The 17,416-nt window shown below is 37.7% G+C and carries 15 protein-coding genes; 1 reads left to right on the top strand and 14 read right to left on the bottom strand.

Annotated elements, in window-relative coordinates:
• Positions 1-4: 4 nt before the first annotated feature.
• The 13 genes from nadB to WFH39_RS06135 all read right to left on the bottom strand — a co-directional run bounded on the left by nadB (position 5) and on the right by WFH39_RS06135 (position 16,286).
• Positions 5-1,576, bottom strand: coding sequence for an L-aspartate oxidase (gene nadB, locus WFH39_RS06195; RefSeq protein WP_214588232.1), 1,572 nt, complete (start codon positions 1,574-1,576; stop codon positions 5-7).
• A 30-nt stretch (positions 1,577-1,606) separates the two neighbouring features.
• The gene (locus WFH39_RS06190) at positions 1,607-2,233 is read right to left on the bottom strand and encodes an NAD(P)H-dependent oxidoreductase (protein ID WP_235132565.1); all 627 of its coding nucleotides are present in this window, start codon (positions 2,231-2,233) and stop codon (positions 1,607-1,609) included.
• A gap of 110 nt (positions 2,234-2,343) precedes the next feature.
• Positions 2,344-4,596 carry a T9SS type B sorting domain-containing protein gene (locus tag WFH39_RS06185; protein ID WP_336689199.1) on the bottom strand — a complete coding sequence of 751 codons (2,253 nt, stop codon included), beginning with the start codon at positions 4,594-4,596 and terminating at the stop codon, positions 2,344-2,346.
• A gap of 162 nt (positions 4,597-4,758) precedes the next feature.
• On the bottom strand, positions 4,759-5,235 hold the full coding sequence (rnhA, locus tag WFH39_RS06180) for a ribonuclease HI (protein WP_214588235.1): 477 nt from the start codon (positions 5,233-5,235) through the stop codon (positions 4,759-4,761).
• 1 nt (position 5,236) lies between these two features.
• Positions 5,237-5,536 (bottom strand): hypothetical protein, encoded by a 300-nt coding sequence (locus tag WFH39_RS06175; RefSeq protein ID WP_336689198.1) that lies wholly within the window; start codon positions 5,534-5,536, stop codon positions 5,237-5,239.
• A 17-nt stretch (positions 5,537-5,553) separates the two neighbouring features.
• Entirely contained in the window at positions 5,554-7,167 is a 1,614-nt protein-coding gene (gene dnaB / locus WFH39_RS06170) for a replicative DNA helicase (protein ID WP_336689197.1), read from the bottom strand.
• 162 nt (positions 7,168-7,329) lie between these two features.
• On the bottom strand, positions 7,330-9,672 hold the full coding sequence (locus WFH39_RS06165; RefSeq protein ID WP_336689196.1) for a gliding motility-associated C-terminal domain-containing protein: 2,343 nt from the start codon (positions 9,670-9,672) through the stop codon (positions 7,330-7,332).
• Between the two features lie 82 nt (positions 9,673-9,754).
• Positions 9,755-11,845 carry a T9SS type B sorting domain-containing protein gene (locus WFH39_RS06160; protein ID WP_336689195.1) on the bottom strand — a complete coding sequence of 697 codons (2,091 nt, stop codon included), beginning with the start codon at positions 11,843-11,845 and terminating at the stop codon, positions 9,755-9,757.
• A 30-nt stretch (positions 11,846-11,875) separates the two neighbouring features.
• Positions 11,876-12,520, bottom strand: a complete 645-nt coding sequence (locus WFH39_RS06155) for a hypothetical protein (RefSeq protein ID WP_336689194.1) — start codon at positions 12,518-12,520, stop codon at positions 11,876-11,878.
• A 90-nt stretch (positions 12,521-12,610) separates the two neighbouring features.
• Positions 12,611-13,846: an MFS transporter gene (locus WFH39_RS06150; RefSeq protein WP_336689193.1), complete on the bottom strand. Its 1,236-nt coding sequence runs from the start codon at positions 13,844-13,846 to the stop codon at positions 12,611-12,613.
• 95 nt (positions 13,847-13,941) lie between these two features.
• Entirely contained in the window at positions 13,942-14,304 is a 363-nt protein-coding gene (locus WFH39_RS06145; protein WP_336689192.1) for a hypothetical protein, read from the bottom strand.
• 69 nt (positions 14,305-14,373) lie between these two features.
• Entirely contained in the window at positions 14,374-15,888 is a 1,515-nt protein-coding gene (locus WFH39_RS06140) for a GH3 auxin-responsive promoter family protein (RefSeq protein ID WP_336689191.1), read from the bottom strand.
• 131 nt (positions 15,889-16,019) lie between these two features.
• The gene (locus tag WFH39_RS06135; protein ID WP_235132573.1) at positions 16,020-16,286 is read right to left on the bottom strand and encodes a hypothetical protein; all 267 of its coding nucleotides are present in this window, start codon (positions 16,284-16,286) and stop codon (positions 16,020-16,022) included.
• Between the two features lie 119 nt (positions 16,287-16,405).
• On the opposite strand from WFH39_RS06135, the gene WFH39_RS06130 reads away from it, so the two are divergent.
• Complete coding sequence (locus tag WFH39_RS06130) at positions 16,406-16,747, top strand: hypothetical protein (RefSeq protein ID WP_336689190.1); 342 nt, start codon at positions 16,406-16,408, stop codon at positions 16,745-16,747.
• 56 nt (positions 16,748-16,803) lie between these two features.
• On the opposite strand, the gene WFH39_RS06125 is transcribed toward WFH39_RS06130, so the two are convergent.
• The gene (locus WFH39_RS06125) at positions 16,804-17,193 is read right to left on the bottom strand and encodes a hypothetical protein (RefSeq protein ID WP_214588243.1); all 390 of its coding nucleotides are present in this window, start codon (positions 17,191-17,193) and stop codon (positions 16,804-16,806) included.
• Positions 17,194-17,416 lie beyond the last annotated feature (223 nt).

Raw genomic sequence — 17,416 nt, 5'->3', positions numbered from 1 at the left:
ATTCTTAAGCCAGATCTTTATTATAAAACGCACCTTTATTCTCCGTCATTTCCATAGACTGGGTAATGATTAGGTGGGCAACGGTTGTTAAGTTTCTAAGCTCTGACAACTGTGGCGAAAGAATAGAGTAGTGGTAAATTTCGTTCACTGCGGCAGCGATTTCCTGATGTTTTTGCAAAGCCATATTCAGACGGCGGTTGCTTCGTACAATTCCTACCAGATCGCTCATCATTTCCTGAAGCTGCTTTCTGAGGTAAGATATAATTACCATCTCATCCATGATTTTCATTCCTTCTTCATTCCATTCCGGAACGGCTTTCAGATCATCAAAGTTGAAATTATTTTCGTTTAAAAGTTCAACGGTTTTCATGGCAGCATTGTGTCCGAAAACTAATCCTTCCAATAAAGAGTTGGAAGCTAGTCTGTTGGCTCCGTGAAGTCCGGAATTGGTACATTCTCCCACTCCGAAAAGATTTCTGATGGAAGACTGTCCGTCACGGTCAACCTCAATTCCTCCCATCAGATAATGACAGGCGGGAACGACGGGAATAAGCTGGCTGAAAGGATCAATTCCTTCGTCTTTGCATTTTTTATAAATATTCGGGAAATGTTCAAGGAATTTTTCATGATCCATTTCACGGCAATCCAGTCCTACAAATTCGTCTCCGGTAATTTTCATTTCCGCATCGATAGCTCTGGCAACAATGTCTCTGGAAGCAAGCTCTTCACGCTCATCATATTTGTGCATGAATTTTTCACCTCTTTTTGTTCTTAATTTGGCTCCGTCTCCACGAACGGCTTCCGAAATTAAAAACAACATTCCATCGAGCTTACTGTACAGAGCGGTCGGGTGAAACTGATAGTACTGCATATTGGAAACTTTTCCTTTTGCTCTTGCCACAAAAGCGATTCCATCTCCTGTTGCAATCGTCGGATTGGTGGTATTTTTGTAAACGTGTCCTGCTCCTCCGGTTGCAACAAGTGTTATTTTTGATGTTATTTTCTTAATGGTTTTGGATTTTTCATCCAGAATATAGGCTCCGTAGCAATGAATATCGCCTTCATTTAATTCTTTTCCGGGAACATGATGCTGCGTAATGATATCAATTACATAATGATGATCGAGAATCTCAATATTCGGACTGCTTTTAGCGGTTTGCAAAAGTGCCCTTTCGATTTCAAAACCTGTGATATCTTTGTGATGTACAATTCGGTTTTCGGTGTGTCCTCCTTCTCTTCCTAAAGCAAATTCGCCGTTTTTCTTGTCAAAATTCGCACCCCAGTCTACAATTTCATTGAATCTTGCAGGAGCTTCCCTAACTACCATTTCCACCACATCGCGTTTGTTTTCGCCGTCTCCCGCACGCATTGTATCGGCAATGTGTTTTTCGAAGTTATCATTTTTAGAATCTGTAACTACTGCAAGACCACCCTGTGCATATTTGGTGTTGCTTTCATCTTCGTCCGATTTTGTTACGATGATTATTTTGGCATCAGGAAGCTGCTCAGAAACTTTTATGGCATAGGAAAGTCCCGAAATTCCGGAACCGATTACTAATACATCCGCTTTTATCATATCCTTAGTTTAAGACAATTGTCTAAATAGTTAAATAAATTTAAACAATTTTTCGTTTGGTTTTCTTACTTTTTTCATGTGCTGAAAATGATCTTCCTCCGAACGGTAGCCTAAAGCGAGCGTTACGCTTACTTTTTCGGTTTCAGTATTTATCTCCAGAATTTCTTCGATAAGTTCCTGACGGAAGCCTTCCATAGGACAGGTGTCTATATTTTCTATCGCGGCAGCGTACATGAGATTCGCAAGAACGATGTAAGACTGTTTTTCTGCCCAGCTGAAAATTTCATCCTGTGTTTTTTGATTAATATGCTGATTGATGCTGTTTTTAAAAAGGTCCAGTTTTTCCAGCGGTGTTTCTCTTACTTTGGAAATATGCCGGAAATAACCATTGATGTAATTGTCGTCCACGATTTTTTTGGAAACAATAACAATGAGATGAGAACAGGTGGAAATCTGTGAAGGATTGTAGAATGCAGGAATTAATTTCTGCTTCATCTCCTCACTTTCCACGATAAGAATTTCGTAAGGCTGAAGACCAAGAGAACTTGCCGATAATTTTCCGGATTCAAGAATATTATGCAGGGTTTCCTGAGGAATAATTTCGTGATTAAATTTTTTTACAGAGTATCTTCTGCTTAAAGCCTCTAAATAATTCATAATTCAAATTTAAGAATTGAATGTGAATTAAATAAGTTTAAAATAAAATATTTCTTCTAAATAAGGCATAAAAAAAGATCATTCGAAAAACGGATGATCTTTAAAAAGTGTTATTCTATATTTTTTACCAGAACCCAGCCATTGTAAGACGTCTGAGTACTGTTTTTGTCATTTTCATTCCAGGTAATGGTGTACCAATAAGTTCCTGTCATTACTTTTTTGCCTCCCGTAGTTCCGTCCCATTTGTAGTTTCGGATTTTGTCGGCTTCGTACATTTTATTTCCGTATCTGTCATACACCGTGAATACTAAATTCTTTTTATATGCTAATGCGGAATAATCAATGTAATCATTTTTGTTGTCTCCATTCGGAGTAATGGCATTCAGGAGATTAGGAACCGTTATCTGAACATGAATAGGTGTACAATTGTAGGCATCTTTTACATACACTGCAACTTCACCTCTTGCAAGACCTGTGAAGACGTTAGAATCCTGCCAGTTTATTCCGTCCAAAGAATATTGATATGGTGTTTTTCCTCCTTTCACATTCACGGTAATCGTGTTGTTTTTAATATCAATTGTAGTAATTACAGGTTGCTGCGAAGGATTTACCATTACGGTCTGCTGTGTTGTACATCTTCCTGATTTAAGCTGTACCCAATAAATTCCGGGTGTTACATTCGTGATAGATTGTGTGGTTGCTCCGGTGCTCCATAAGTAACTGTCGAATCCGGTTCCTGCATCTAAAGTTGTTTTGGCATCAATACAGATGATTTTATCTTTTAATACAGAAGAATAAATCGGCGCTAAAACTTTTAATGTAATTTTTGCAAGTGTCCAGCAATTGGTCACATTCGTAATTCTTACATACACTACGGATGATGTGCTTACGTAAGCTGCGGGATTCAGAATTTCATTTGTTCCGGCTAAAGCATCCGCTTGTGTTTTAAAATATCTTTTGGTAACTCCCGTCGCAGAAGTTACAATTGCCTGTGTAAGATTAAATAAACCTGTTGTCGGTGCATTATCGATAAAGCATGATTCCAGAGTAGCGTCTGTTGTAGCAATTTGAGGGTAAAATGCTAAGGTAATTGCAGCAGAACCCTGACAGCCAAGAGGAGTGGTTACTTTTACATATACCGTTCCCGCAGCAGAAGTGTAGGCTGTAGGATTGGTAATTTCATTGGTTCCGGCGTTCAGATCCGCCATATTTTTATAATATTTCTTGGTAGAACCCGTTGGTTCGTTCACATTCGCAAGGGTAAGATTGTATGTGGCTGTTCCTGTATTGTTGTTATTACATTCCGTAAGTGTTGCAGGGGTTGCTGTGAAAGGAGAAAGGTTTAACTGAATTTTACCGTCCGGATTATCACAAAGCAATCCTGTATTGTCTTTAATTAAAACAGAAACTGAAGTATTTGCACTGAACTGATAGTTGGTAGGATTCGTAATCGGAGTTCCGCCTACACTGTATGAGAACGTATAATTGGCAGGATTGGTTACAAACTGTCCCTGATAAGATGTTAAATTTACCGTTCCTTGTCCTGTTGCAGGATTCGGACAGAAAGTATCTGTTACCAACGTCTGGTTAAGCGCAACTTTATCTATATAAACTTTTACGTTTTTAATTGATTGTCTTGCACTTGCTCCTCCTGTAGAAGCAGAAAAGCCAAAATAGCCGGTCGTCATGGTAGCTGCAGCTCCGGAAGGGGCAAATGATTGGCTTACAATAGTAGTTCCGTCGATTTTAAGCGTAATGATCCAGCTTGCAGGAGCTGCAGGATTTACCTGTCCGTTTACTTCAACGTGTCTGAAAGTAGTTCCTACGAAAGGCTGCGTAGGATTCAGATCCGGAGAGTGAAATGTACTTCCGGGAGTCGTATTATATTCGATATTTGATCCTGCCGTGTTGTTTATTCCATATAAGATATGGACTTTACTCATCTGTGCTTCTGTGGTATTATTAAAGATGTCAAATCCCACCATTAAGCCGGTAGAGTTTGCAGGAATTCCTAATCCTCCGCCAGATGTGTAAGAAGCGGGTGGATTTGCCAGATACCAAAAAGCAATACCATCTCCTCTTCCGTAGGCAGCTGTACCGTTTCCGTCGATTCTGAAATCAAATTCCACTCTCCATTTATCACAATATTTAAGATTGATAGGAGAGTCTAATTTTATACCTCCTACCTGGCTGATCTGGTCTGCGGTAAGCTGTATAAAGTCTGTATTTACAACCGCAGAAGGAACGATGTTCCAGCCTGTGGTGTTTACAGGATTTCCGGTAAGCTGATAGGTTTGCGACGAAATTTTTCCGAAGCAGCAAAATAAGAAGAGGGATAAATAAAGGAGTAGTTTTTTATTCATTTATTAGCATACTTAAAATTAGACGTGTAAATATATTAAATCCTAATTAAATAATATGTATTTAATATTAAATTTGCCTTATTTGGTATTTATTTTATAATAAATGGTAAAGAAACTGAAAGAATGCTGAAAATTTTTCCGAAGATTAGCTGTAATTGTTAATTAAAATAAAGTATTGCTTTCAGGATTTTCGAAATAAGTATCGATTTCTAAATTATCTGAAGCAGCAGCGGTTACGGCAAGTTTGTCGCACAGTTCGTTTTCAAAGTGACCGGCATGACCTTTTATCCAGTGCATTTTTGGTTTATGCAGATTGTATAATACAACAAATTTTTTCCACAGATCAGGATTTTTCACGTTTTTCCAGCCTCTTTTGATCCATCCGGCTAACCAATTCTGGTTAATGGCATCCGCAACATATTTGCTGTCTGTATAAATATGAATTTCGTTGTCCGGAGATTTCAGTTTTTCCAAAGCGGTAATCACAGCAAGAAGTTCCATCCTGTTGTTGGTGGTTTTCCGGAAGCCTTTAGAAAATGTTTTCTGATAATTTTTTTCAGGGACACGCATGAGAATTCCGTACCCGCCTTTTCCGGGATTTCCGCTGCAGGCTCCGTCGGTGTATATTTCAATTTTCAAGTTAAAAACGATTTATGTTATCAAGATTTGCATCGTAATTAAAATCGTAATCATAATCATTAATTACACCTACATAATTTATTGCAATTTTATCAAACGGATCTTCTTCAATGAGTACTGTTATAATTTTATATGGAAATGTTGCGCTAACTTTATAAAAGTTTAAGTGTTCAAGAACTATATCATCAAAATTATACTTATTTAAAATAATCACTTGATTTTCATTGATTTCGTGATCTAATATAAAGTCTCTTATAGATTTAATTGTTATTGGTTTTAACCGAAAAGTTTTTACTTTCATAATTAAATTGATATCGATTAAAAAGGAAAGTCATCATCGTCATCATCAAAATCATTCATAGACGAACCTGAGACTTGTGAGTTTTTTGGAAGATCAAAAGCTGCACTAGGATCTAGCCCTTTAGTAATATTATTATATCCACTTGCTCCTTCAGTTAGACCAGTGTTAGGCGTATATCCAATATTGTTAATTGGCGAATAACCTATTCCATTATTTGCATCCTCAATATTCCCGAATTTCGCAAAATGTTTTAAGAAAGATAAACGCACATCGGCAGTTGCACCGTTTCTATGTTTTGCAATAATCAATTCCGCCTGATTTTCTGTTGAGGTTTCCTGTCCTTCCTCATCATTATCCCAAACCGTAATTTTATAATACTCCGGTCGGAAAATAAAAGATACAATATCGGCATCCTGCTCGATTGCTCCGGATTCCCTAAGATCGGAAAGCTGAGGTCTTTTCCCCGGACGTGTCTCCACACTACGGGAAAGCTGCGAAAGTGCAATGACAGGAACATTAAGTTCTTTGGCAATGGCTTTTAAAGATCGTGAAATCATGGAAATTTCCTGTTCACGGTTTCCGCCTCCTTTTCCGCCGCTTCCGGCAGTCATCAGCTGAAGATAGTCGACCATGATGAGCTTTACACCATGCTGCATGACAAGTCTTCGGCATTTGGCACGGAAGTCGAAAATAGACAGGGAAGGTGTTTCATCAATATATAAAGGCGCATTTTCCAGTTCGGAAACATTGGAGAAGAGTCTTTCCCATTCTTCATCATCCAGTGTTCCTTTTCGGAGTTTTTCTGATGAAATTCTTGTTTCGGAAGCAATCATCCTTGTGATAAGCTGTACCGATGCCATCTCGAGCGAGAATAGAGCCATAGGAATTTTGTGTCCCACTGCAATATTTCTTGCCATCGACAGAAGGAATGCTGTTTTCCCCATTGCCGGACGTGCTGCAATAATAATAAGGTCGGAGTTTTGCCAACCTCCGGTTTCTTTATCTACATCGCGGAAACCGGAAGGAACTCCGGAAAGTCCTTCTTTATCTTTTAGAGATTTAATGGTGTCGATTGCCTGTTTTACCAATGAATTGGCAGTATCGAATCCTTTTTTAATGGTTCCGTTTGTGATTTCGAAAAAGGACTGTTCGGCTTTATCCAGAAGTTCAAAAACGTCTGTAGATTCTTTATAGGATGCGTCAATTACGTTTGCCGAAACATTAATTAAGCTTCGAAGAATATATTTTTCAAGAATAACGCGGACGTGGTATTCAATATGGGCAGAAGAACTTACTCCCATCGTAAGATCGATGATGTAGCTGTCTCCGCCGGCAGAGCTTAACTTGCCTTCTTTTTTAAGCTCCTGAATAATCGTCATTAAATCGACAGGCTGGTTGCCTTCGTATAATTTTAAAATGGTAGAAAATATTACCTGATGTCTCGGATCGTAGAAAACTTCAGGGGTGAGCAGATCTATCGAATGATCGAGTCCTTTTTTATCAATTAAAAAAGTACCAATCACCAATCGTTCAAAATCCAGAGCATTGGGAGGCATTTTCCCGTCTGCAATGGAGAGTTCTTTTGCAAAATTTCCGTTCGTCAAAGAAGATAATGTTTCTTTCTGCGCCATAATAGTGCAAAGATAGTTTTTTTGAAAAGCAAATGAAACGGAGTAACTAACAAAAAATTGTGGATAACTTTTGAAACCTTTATCCAGAAGGGTTTTGCGAAGAGCAAAAAAAATCACCTCAAAACTGAGGTGATTTAATGTTCTGAAAATCAGATTGAATTATTACTGAATGTTTTTAACCAAAACCCAGCCGCTGTATTTCGTCTGTGTATTGCTTTTGTCATTTTCTGTCCACGTAATCGTGTACCAGTATGTTCCTGTAACAATTTTCTTACCACCGGAAGTTCCGTCCCAAGTGTAATTTCGGATCTTGTCTGCTTTGTAAATCATGTTTCCGTATCGGTCGTAAACCGTGAAAACGAGATCTTTTTTATAAGCCAAAGCAGAATAATCGATGTAGTCGTTTTTGTTATCTCCGTTTGGTGTGATCGCATTCAGAAGATTAGGAACGGTTACCTGAACACTAATCGGGCTACAGTTATAAGCATTTTTTACATAAGCTTTATTTTCTCCTCTCGGAAGACCTGTGAATACATTGGAATCCTGCCAGTTTACTCCGTCGATAGAATATTTATAAGGTGCTTTTCCTCCTGTTACGTTGACTGTAAATGAATCGTTGTTGATATCTATACTTGTAATAACTGGTTGTACAGAAGCGGTAACCTTTACCTGCTGTAATGTCCAGCATTTTCCTGTTTTCAGTTTTACAGTATATGTTCCTGCAGGTACATTTGAAATAGATTGTGTTGTTGCTCCTGTGCTCCATTCATAAGCATCAAAACCAGGTCCTGCGTCTAGTGTTGTTTTATCTTCAATACAGATGATCTTGTCTTTAAGAACAGCGGATTGTACCGGAGGTAAAACTTTCAGGTTGATTTTAGCAATGGCGTAACAGTTCTCTATGCTGATTACTTTTACATACACTACTCCTGTTGTTGAAATGTATGTTGTAGGATTTAAGATTTCATTAGTTCCTGCAATGGCATCAGCCTGAGTTTTGTAATATCTCTTGGTTTGTCCTGTCTGTGTAGTTACACTTGGCGTTGTCAGGTTAAATGATGCCGTAGTTACATTAGATTCGATATAACATTCTTCAATAGAAGCATCATTTACTGTTACTACCGGATTAAACTGTAAACTAATCTGGTTGTAACCTGTACATCCCTGAGGATTTCTTACTCTTACATACACTGTTTTCGGTGCTGCAGAAGTATAAGCCGCAGGATTGGTAATTTCGTTGGTTCCTGCATTAAGGTCTGCCAATGTAGGATAATATTTTTTAGTAACGTTTGTAGACGTAGGGTAAACATCAGGAGCAGTTAAATCAAAGACCCCTGTTCCTGCATTATTGTTGTTACAAGCTTTCACTGTAGCCGGAACGACAGCAAGGGCAGGTAAAAACTGCAGGGTAATCTCTGCATTGGCACTGCATCCTTCAGTAGTTGTAACTTTTACAAAAACTGTTTTTGGAGCCTGTGATGCATAAGAAGAAGGAGTGGTAATTTCATTGGTTCCTGCAGTAAGGTCTGCCAGTGTCGGATAGTATTTTTTCACAACATTGGTTGGTCCGTATACGTTTGCAGAATTTAGATCAAAATAACCGATTCCCGTATTATCATAATTACACGAAGTGATGGTGGCATTATTTACAACAATATTACCCGATCTGAATTTGAATTTTCCAACCTGGAAACAACCATTTACAGGGTTATTTGCGTTGTTGGGATCTACATATTTAATTCTGTAATAATAAGTGGTAGCATTTACCATGATCGGAGTTGTAATAGGTGCTGTTCCCGTAATAGCGTCATTACTTGTTAAATGATATGTTACAGAAAAGTTCGGATTACCGTTAATAATTCCTGCAGACAATGTGCTGAAATCAAACATGGATGGTAAAGCACATTTAAGAATTTCGTTCGGATCAGAAGGGTTTGCGGCAGGTGTTCCCGGTGCAATGAACGGATTCGGCGTTAAAGCAGGATTGTTGAATGCTGAAGTTAAAGAAGCAGTTCCTCCCCAAGTTAAAGAAAATCCGTATGGATTACTCGGAATATAGTTATCAATAAGCAGATAATAAGTTTCTCCTGCAATTACATTCAGCGGAGTTTCCCATTGGCTTCCCGTGATAGTTGAACTTAATCCTGTAGGACCACTGAGTCCTGAAAAGTTACATTTAATAGCGTTCCCGAAATCCCATGTGGCGCAGTTGATATTCGGTCCGTAAACGGCAAAATCATAGTCATAATGCGTTACTCCCGGAACGGTATTTGGGGTGATGGTGAATTCTATGGTTCCGGTTGTAGCAGCAGTAAAATAGTACCATACGGAATAATGTTCTACATCCAGGCAGCTTGCGGAAGTAGCTTCCTGAACAGTTCCTGAGCTACTCGGGTTATAAGAAATGTCTGAATTTCCACAAACAGGAATTGCTGAAATACAATCTGATTGTGAGAAAACCATTTGCGACAAGAATAAGATAGTCAGCAGTAATAATTTCTTCATTAGAAAGATTTTAAAAAAAATTAGACTTTATGATGTGAAAAAAACCGCTTGAGAAAAGCGGTTTTTTATCTGTTAGCAATATTTATTCTCTGTTTTTTACCATTACCCATCCTGAGAATTTGAATGGGGTATTCTTTTTATCATTCTCTTTCCATTCTACAGTATACCAATAGGTTCCGGTAGGTATTTTTTTACCTTTTGTGGTTCCGTCCCATTTGTATCCGTTAGATTTATCAGCCTGACCTACTTTTACTCCGTATCTGTCGAAAATACTTAGTACAAGACCTTGTTTTCCGGCTAAAGCAGAGTAGTCGATGACGTCATTTACACCATCTCCGTTTGGAGTAATTACATTGATTAAGTTCGGAACAACTACTGTTACCGTAAGCGGATCGCAGTTATAGCCGTCTTTTACATAAACCATATTGTCTCCTCTGGCTACATTTTCGAAAACGTTAGAATCCTGCCATTTGATTCCGTCTAAAGAATATTTGTAAGGAGCAGTTCCTCCGATTACATTTACAGTTATTGTATTGTTTGTAATATCAATGCTTGAAATTACCGGCTGTTCAGAAGGGTAAACTTTTACAGTCTGTCTTGTAACGCAGTTTCCTGTTTTAAGCTCAACCCAATACGTTCCTACAGTTACATTGTTAATAGCCTGTGTTGTAGCTCCTGTACTCCATTTGTAAGCTGTAAATCCAGGACCTGCATCTAATGTCGTCTTATTTTCCATACAGATAATCTTATCTTCAAGCATACTAGAATATACCGGAGGAAGAACAACCAGTGTTACTTTTGCTACTGCATAACACCCGTTTCCATTGGTCACTTTTATATAAGCTACACCGTTTGGAGCAATATAAGTACTAGGATTTAATATCGCGTTGGTTCCGTTGATAGCATCAGTAAGAGACGGATAATATGTTTTTGTTCCTGCCTGCGTCGTTACAGGTGCTAAAGTAAGGTCGAAAGAAGCTGTTGCAGGATTTGTATCAATATAACAAGATCTTAATGTGACATCTGTAACTACAACTACCGGGTAAAAGTTTAATGTAATTTTTGCAATATCAGAACATCCTAAGTTGGTTGTAATCTTTGCATAAACATCTCCTGTTGCAGAAGTGTAAGCTGTAGGATTCAAAATCTCATTAGTTCCGTTAGTAGCGTCTGTAAATGTTGGATAATACTTTGTAACGTATGTATAATTCGGGTTTGGAGTATATAATGTTGTTGTGGTAAGGTTATACACTGCAACTCCGTTATTGTTGTTATTACATGCTGTTAAACTCGCATTTGTTGCTTTAAAGGTAACATCTTTAAACTTGAATGCGTTAACGTTGAAACATTTATTGGTAGGGTTATTAGGATTTGTTGGATCCTGATAACGGATTGTATAATAATAAGTACTGGTAGTATTAACAATAATTGGCGAAGTAATTGCGTTGGTATCCGCTAAAGCATCGTTAGATGTTTTGTAGTATTTCACATAAAAGTTAGGATTACCGTTAACAATATTAGCACTATTAGTCTGGAAGTTGTAAGGTGCTGAAATGTCGCATACCTCAATGATTCTAGGATCTGAAGCAGTAGCTCCCGGGATTCCTATAGGATTAAACGGATTGGGCTGAATTGCCGGATCGTTGAATGGCGAAGTTAATGTAGCGGTACCTCCCCATGTTAATGAAAAAGCCATCGCCGCATTTGCTCCGGACCAGTTATCAACAATCAGGTAATAAGTTTCTCCGGGAAGAACATTCATTGCAGGGCTCCACGCTCCTGAATTAGCCGTAAGACCAACCTGTAATCCGGTCTGGTTTGGAAAAGGCTGCGCACCCGCATAATTACAACGGATCGGAGCACCTTTTGTAGCACATGTTTTATTAGGTCCGTACACAGCAAAATCATAATCTGCGGTATAAGGCGCCTGAGGAGTAATAGTAAAAGTTAATGTTCCTGCTGTTGCAACAGTGAATTCATACCACACGGAATAGTGTTCGTTCCCACTTAAACAGCTTCCGTTGGCATTTACCTGATCGTCCACGCTTCCAGAACCTGTAGGGAAATAAGAAATATCTGAGTTTCCGCATACTCTTATTGCAGTGGCACAATCTGACTGGGCAAAGAAGAATTGAGAAAAGATTAACAGTAATATAAGGTAGATTTTTTTCATAATAGTCGAATTTATCTTGATTATGACAGATTATTTAAGAATAGAAAGATAGTAACTGATGTCTTCTTTCCCCCAGTTCGGGTCGAGATTAGATTTTTTACTATACGTTTTAAATTTAGCCGCAGCAGAATTGAAAAAAGTTTTTGCCAATTCTTTGTTGGAAGTAAACGCAATCTCACCTTTTATTACATCAATCCTTGGATTGTTTTTGTCTTCAGATTCTGCTTTAGCAAGATATTCATTCGCTTTTGCTAAATTGGCAGCACTGTCCGCGGAATTGCCTGATGATTTAAGTAGATAAATTTGAGACAAAAGAATGTTGGCTTCAGCATTATTTGGATTTTTCACAAATACTCCGGCAAGATATTTTTCTGCCAGCCCTGAAGTTTCTTCAATATTTTGCACATTACCTTGTCTCTGAGCACTGATTTCTGCTCTTACTAATGATAATGCAGTGTAATAATATGCTCTCCAGTCTTCTTTTTTTGTTTCAGTACCTCTGGAAAGTGTGTTCACATATTTCATGAAATACTCTTTAGACTGCTGAAAGTCTTCAGTTTTTTTAGCAGACTCTAATTTTGCAATCTGAGTCTCCAGTCCTTTCTCACCGGAGGTTTGAGCAAAGCCGTAGGCAGCCACCACCATAGAAAGGAGAATAGATAATTTTTTTACCATAATAGAAAATATTTTGTAGACAAATATAAAAAATTATTAACTTTAATTTGAAGTTTTTAAGATTTATTTAATAAAAACGCGTATATTGCTCTAATATTGCATTTTTCTCAATTTTGGATTTGTTGTTCCTACGATCAGTGCAACCAAAACTGTCATGGTTCCTCCGAATACTACAGAACGTACAACACCCAGTAATTTCGCAGATAATCCGCTCTCAAACTGTCCCATTTCGTTACTGGACATAATGAAGATGGAATTCACACTCAGAACCCTTCCTCTGATATTGTCCGGCGTTTTCAGCTGAACAATAGTTCCTCTTATAACTACCGAAATCCCGTCCAGCATTCCGCTCATCACAAGGAAAAGGAATGAAAGCCAGTATAAATTCGAAAGTCCGAAACCGATAATACAAAGCCCGAAACCTGTAACCACACCAAGCAAAATCTTACCCTGATTTTTTCTTAGCGGAATAACCGATAAAATGGTAATGATGCACATTGAACCTATATCGGATGCGGCATTCAGTAACCCGAATCCTTCCGCTCCTACCTTCAGAATATCTGTTGCATACACCGGAATCATGGCAACGGCTCCCCCAAAAAGGACGGCGAACATATCCAGACACAGCGCTCCGAGAATTTCTTTGGTTTTAAAAATGTAAGAAATTCCCTCCCGCATACTATCCATAACGTTAATATTCTCTTTTTTGTATTCGGAATGTTGTTTTTTTAACTGAAAAAAGAATAAAGAAGCCAGAAAGATCAGAGAAATAATAACAACAAGCGTCCATTTCACACCGAAATAGCCGATGAGAAAACCGCCGACAGCGTGGCCGCAAACAGAAGAGATCAAAAATGTAGCCTGATTTAGAGTAACTGCATTCGGGAGATTTTCTTTTTTTACGATTTTAGGAATCATTACAGGAATAATCGGTCCGATGAAGGCTCTTGCAATTCCTGTGAAAAAAATAACCCCATAAATGAAGTACGTGATTTCATGTCCCGAAAAATGCATTTTAACATTGAAAAAAGCAGGGATCAGCAAAAGACTGATTAAAAAAATGTATACATAATTGCAGATCAGGAGCAGCCGTTTTTTTTCATTCATATCGATAACGTGACCGGCGTACAAAGCGCAGCTTACTGCGGGAATTACTTCCGAAAGTCCGATTAAACCGATTGAAAAAGGATCTTTTGTTAACTGATACACCCACCATCCGAGTAAAGTAGCGAGCATTCTGAAAGCTAAAACAATAAAAAATCTGCCTGTAAGAAGGTTTCTGAATTCAACATTTTTCAATGTCTGAAGCGGGGTAAATGAAATCATCCGACAAAAATAGCCTCAAATATTAACTTGAGGCTATTGTTATGGTCATTTTTTTAAATGAAAAATTAAATGAGACTTAAAAGATAAAATCTATTTTAGTCCGCTCTTGAAGCACTGAACACCAAAGCGGCAACTCCGGCTGCTCCGATAATGGAAGCTCCTGTTGTAATTCTTGCTTTTCTGCTGTCTCTCACGGCTGCAACATTAGCTTTAGGAATAGTTACTACTGTACTGTCTTTCTTTCCTTTTGTTCCGATAAGATTATCTCCTTCCACGTTACGGAATAACATTTTTTGATTTTTGGAACCATCTCTCATCATTACAGTATATACTTTTCCTGCCTCCAGATTAGAATAATCATTTTTAGCAGTATCCATACTATATTTTGTGGTTGCACAAGATGAAATTACAAATAACGACGTCAATAAAGATGATTTTAAAAGTACAGATGCTTTCATTATTATTTTTTAGTTTTCCAAATTTATAATTTTTTTCGAATATACGTTTCCGGAATCAAAAAAATGTGCTTAAAGTTTATAAATTTCTAATAAATCGGCGATTTTTCTGTCATTCGCAAGTCTTGGCGTTTTATTTTGTCCTCCCAGTTTTCCCTGAGATTTGGCATATTCGTGGAAAGCATTTTTCTTCAGAGTTGTGAGGTGAAGTTTCTGCAGAATATTTCCTGAAATTAAATCATCATAATACGTATTGCGCTTTCTGAGCTGGTCATCAAGCTCGTTCTTGAACAAGTTTAAATTTTCAGGTACTTTTTCAAATTCAATAAACCACTCATGATAGGGAAGTCCTTCATCGGGATTTACCTGTGGTGCAAGATGAAACTCTGTAATCTGTGCAGGATATTTTTCCAGCGTGGCTTTCATGGCTTCTTCCACTTCAAAAGCAATAACGTGTTCTCCAAAAGCCGAGGTGAAATGTTTCGTTCTTCCGCTCACGAGAATTCTGTACGGATTTTTATCAATAAATCTCACGACATCTCCGATGGAATACGCCCAAAGTCCTGAATTGGTTGTTAAAATTAAAGCATAATCTTTATTCAGTTCAACCTCCTTTAAGGTCAGTCTTTTTGTGCTATGCTGATCGGAGTCGAAGCGTCCATATTCTTCCAACGGAATAAATTCATAGAAAATTCCGTGATTCGTCAATAGCAGCAGACCTTCTTTCGTATAGTCATCCTGAAATGCAAAAAAACCTTCCGAAGCCGGAAAAGTCTGTACAATATCTACTTTTCCGCCTAAAAGTTCTTCCATTTTGTCGCGGTAAGGTTCGTAATTAACGCCGCCTGTAACAATCAGCTGAAGATTCGGGAAAATCTGCTTTATCTTTTTGCCGTGTTTTTCAATCAGCTTTTCAAAATACATAATCAGCCAGGGCGGAATTCCGGAAATCAGCGTCATATTTTCCTTTTCGGTTTCCTCAACAATTTTATCCACCTTCGTTTCCCAGTCTTCTATAATGTTGGTTTCCCAGCTTGGAAGTCTGCTTTTCTGTAAATAATCTGGAATATGATGGGCTACGATTCCCGAAAGTCTTCCGGTTTTTATTCCGTACACTTCTTCCAGTTCAGGACTTCCCTGTAAAAAGATCATTTTTCCCTGTACAAAATCGGCATTGTTTTTTTTGGCAATATAATGAAACAACGCACTTTGAGCTCCTTTCACCTGAAAAGGCATTCCTTCTTTAGAAATCGGGATGTATTTTGAGCCGGAAGTCGTTCCTGAAGTTTTGGCAAAATATTCCGGAGTATCGGTCCAGAGAATATTCGCCTGTCCCTTTTTTACCCTTTCAATATAGGGTTTAAGATCTTCATAATCCGAAACCGGAACACGTTCCTGAAAATCTTTTACCGATTTGATGTTTTCAAAATCATGTTCTCTTCCGAAAAGCGTTTTTTTCGCTGTTTCCGTTAAGGATAAAAGAAGCTTTTCCTGATCGTTTTCCGCATTTTTTTTGAACTCTTCTGCTTTCCGGACGTGGTTTTTCGCCCAGATCAAAGCTGCATATTTCTTTAGGAAGTTTACCATGGTTCAAATTTATAAATAACTGAACAACTGGCGGTCATTTTCAGAAAATAAGACACAAAAAAAACCGATGAATGAGTGTGCATCGGTTCTTCGAAATTTGATTATGAAAATAACAACTAATAATGTTGAGTTTACTTGTTTTCCTTGTACCTTTTATCAGGAGTACCGTCCTTTTTCAGTTTTTTGTTTTCCTTGTATCTTTTATCCGGAGTTCCGTCTTTTTTCATTTTTGCTGCTGTTGGTGCTGTTGCAGGTTTTACGGTAGCTGCCGGAGCGGGTTTGGCAGGTTTTGCTGTTTTTACCGTTTGTGTTTTAGTTGCAGCAGCCGGAGCCGTCTGTTGAGCGGAAGCAAGTCCAAGTCCTAAAACGATAGACATTGCAGTTAAAAATTTTTTCATAGAGAATTTGTTTGTTTTGTTGAATCAAAGGTAGAGAAAATTCCAACTGAAAAATCTATTTTTTTAAACTTAACTAAAGTTTATTACAGCTTAAAAAAAGATTAAATGATACATTTGATATGATGAACGAAAAGACACGAAATACTTTGATTGTGATTATCATTATTGGACAAATGATTATCTATAAATCTCTGTACAAAGATGAAACGTATGAAGAAGAAATAGAGAAAAAAGAGATAAAATCTGTTGTTGCAAAGAAGTTTGTTAACTATGATAACCACGGAATTCATTATGTTGTTTATGAAAAAGACAGTGTAATGATTTCTGAAAGTTGGGATCAATATATAAATGTTGGAGATACAATTATTAAGCCTGAACAATCAACAGAACTTATCATCAAAAATACAGATAAGTATCTCAGATTGGATTTCAATAATCCCAATTTACTTCCTTTAAAATAAAAAACCTGCTTTCTCCGGAGAAAAAGCAGGTTCTAACATATGTATGAAAAGTTGGTTTATCGGGTGCAGTTAGCTGTCCAGGTTTTTCCATCTTTTATGTATAAAATTTTCAGATCGTTATTATCAATTCTGATATACGATGTTGCAGTAGATCCTACCATTACCAAGGTGTTATCTCCCTGTTTATTAAATTCTACTCCGTTAAGATCCGGAATACCGTTCGAGAAGGCGAAATTGTATTTTGTGCCGCTCGCAATTTTTGTTACAAATACACTTCCGTCATTGGAACTGATGTTGTTGTCGCTGTCGCTATAACCGACACTTCCTTTGTAGGTTCCTGCAAAAAAGTCATTGTTGGCAGGATCATCGTCGTCGCTGCATGAAACGGTCGTGACTACAAAGAATAGTAAAAGGAATGCTCCTAAAATTCTGATTGCTTTTTTCATAATAATATTTCTTTAGTGGTTGTAGAAGGGTTTATCCAAACAAAGTGCCATGTGGTAGGTGTAAATTTTTTTTAACTTTTAATTTAAAATTTTAGTAAAAAATTAAGAATTTTGAGACTTTTAAAAACTTTCTATCTTCTTAAAAGAAAAATATTTATCCTTATCTTTGTAAAGCCAAAACGGTTTCGGAAAACTCCCGAAATCGCTTTTTGCGTTCATACCA

Source organism: Chryseobacterium sp. MMO-72 (assembly GCF_037146035.1).
GTDB classification, from domain to species: Bacteria; Bacteroidota; Bacteroidia; order Flavobacteriales; family Weeksellaceae; genus Chryseobacterium; species Chryseobacterium indicum.
Note: the sequence above shows the minus strand (reverse complement) of the source record. Positions and strands in the feature narration are given on the sequence as shown.

Excerpts from the sequence above, each read along its gene's own strand:
- nadB (WP_214588232.1), bottom strand. The coding sequence starts at position 1,576 with ATGATAAAAGCGGATGTATTAGTAATCGGTTCCGGAATTTCGGGACTT.
- WFH39_RS06190 (WP_235132565.1), bottom strand. The coding sequence starts at position 2,233 with ATGAATTATTTAGAGGCTTTAAGCAGAAGATACTCTGTAAAAAAATTT.
- WFH39_RS06185 (WP_336689199.1), bottom strand. The coding sequence starts at position 4,596 with ATGAATAAAAAACTACTCCTTTATTTATCCCTCTTCTTATTTTGCTGC.
- WFH39_RS06175 (WP_336689198.1), bottom strand. The coding sequence starts at position 5,536 with ATGAAAGTAAAAACTTTTCGGTTAAAACCAATAACAATTAAATCTATA.
- dnaB (WP_336689197.1), bottom strand. The coding sequence starts at position 7,167 with ATGGCGCAGAAAGAAACATTATCTTCTTTGACGAACGGAAATTTTGCA.
- WFH39_RS06165 (WP_336689196.1), bottom strand. The coding sequence starts at position 9,672 with ATGAAGAAATTATTACTGCTGACTATCTTATTCTTGTCGCAAATGGTT.
- WFH39_RS06160 (WP_336689195.1), bottom strand. The coding sequence starts at position 11,845 with ATGAAAAAAATCTACCTTATATTACTGTTAATCTTTTCTCAATTCTTC.
- WFH39_RS06155 (WP_336689194.1), bottom strand. The coding sequence starts at position 12,520 with ATGGTAAAAAAATTATCTATTCTCCTTTCTATGGTGGTGGCTGCCTAC.
- WFH39_RS06150 (WP_336689193.1), bottom strand. The coding sequence starts at position 13,846 with ATGATTTCATTTACCCCGCTTCAGACATTGAAAAATGTTGAATTCAGA.
- WFH39_RS06145 (WP_336689192.1), bottom strand. The coding sequence starts at position 14,304 with ATGAAAGCATCTGTACTTTTAAAATCATCTTTATTGACGTCGTTATTT.
- WFH39_RS06140 (WP_336689191.1), bottom strand. The coding sequence starts at position 15,888 with ATGGTAAACTTCCTAAAGAAATATGCAGCTTTGATCTGGGCGAAAAAC.
- WFH39_RS06135 (WP_235132573.1), bottom strand. The coding sequence starts at position 16,286 with ATGAAAAAATTTTTAACTGCAATGTCTATCGTTTTAGGACTTGGACTT.
- WFH39_RS06130 (WP_336689190.1), top strand. The coding sequence starts at position 16,406 with ATGATGAACGAAAAGACACGAAATACTTTGATTGTGATTATCATTATT.
- WFH39_RS06125 (WP_214588243.1), bottom strand. The coding sequence starts at position 17,193 with ATGAAAAAAGCAATCAGAATTTTAGGAGCATTCCTTTTACTATTCTTT.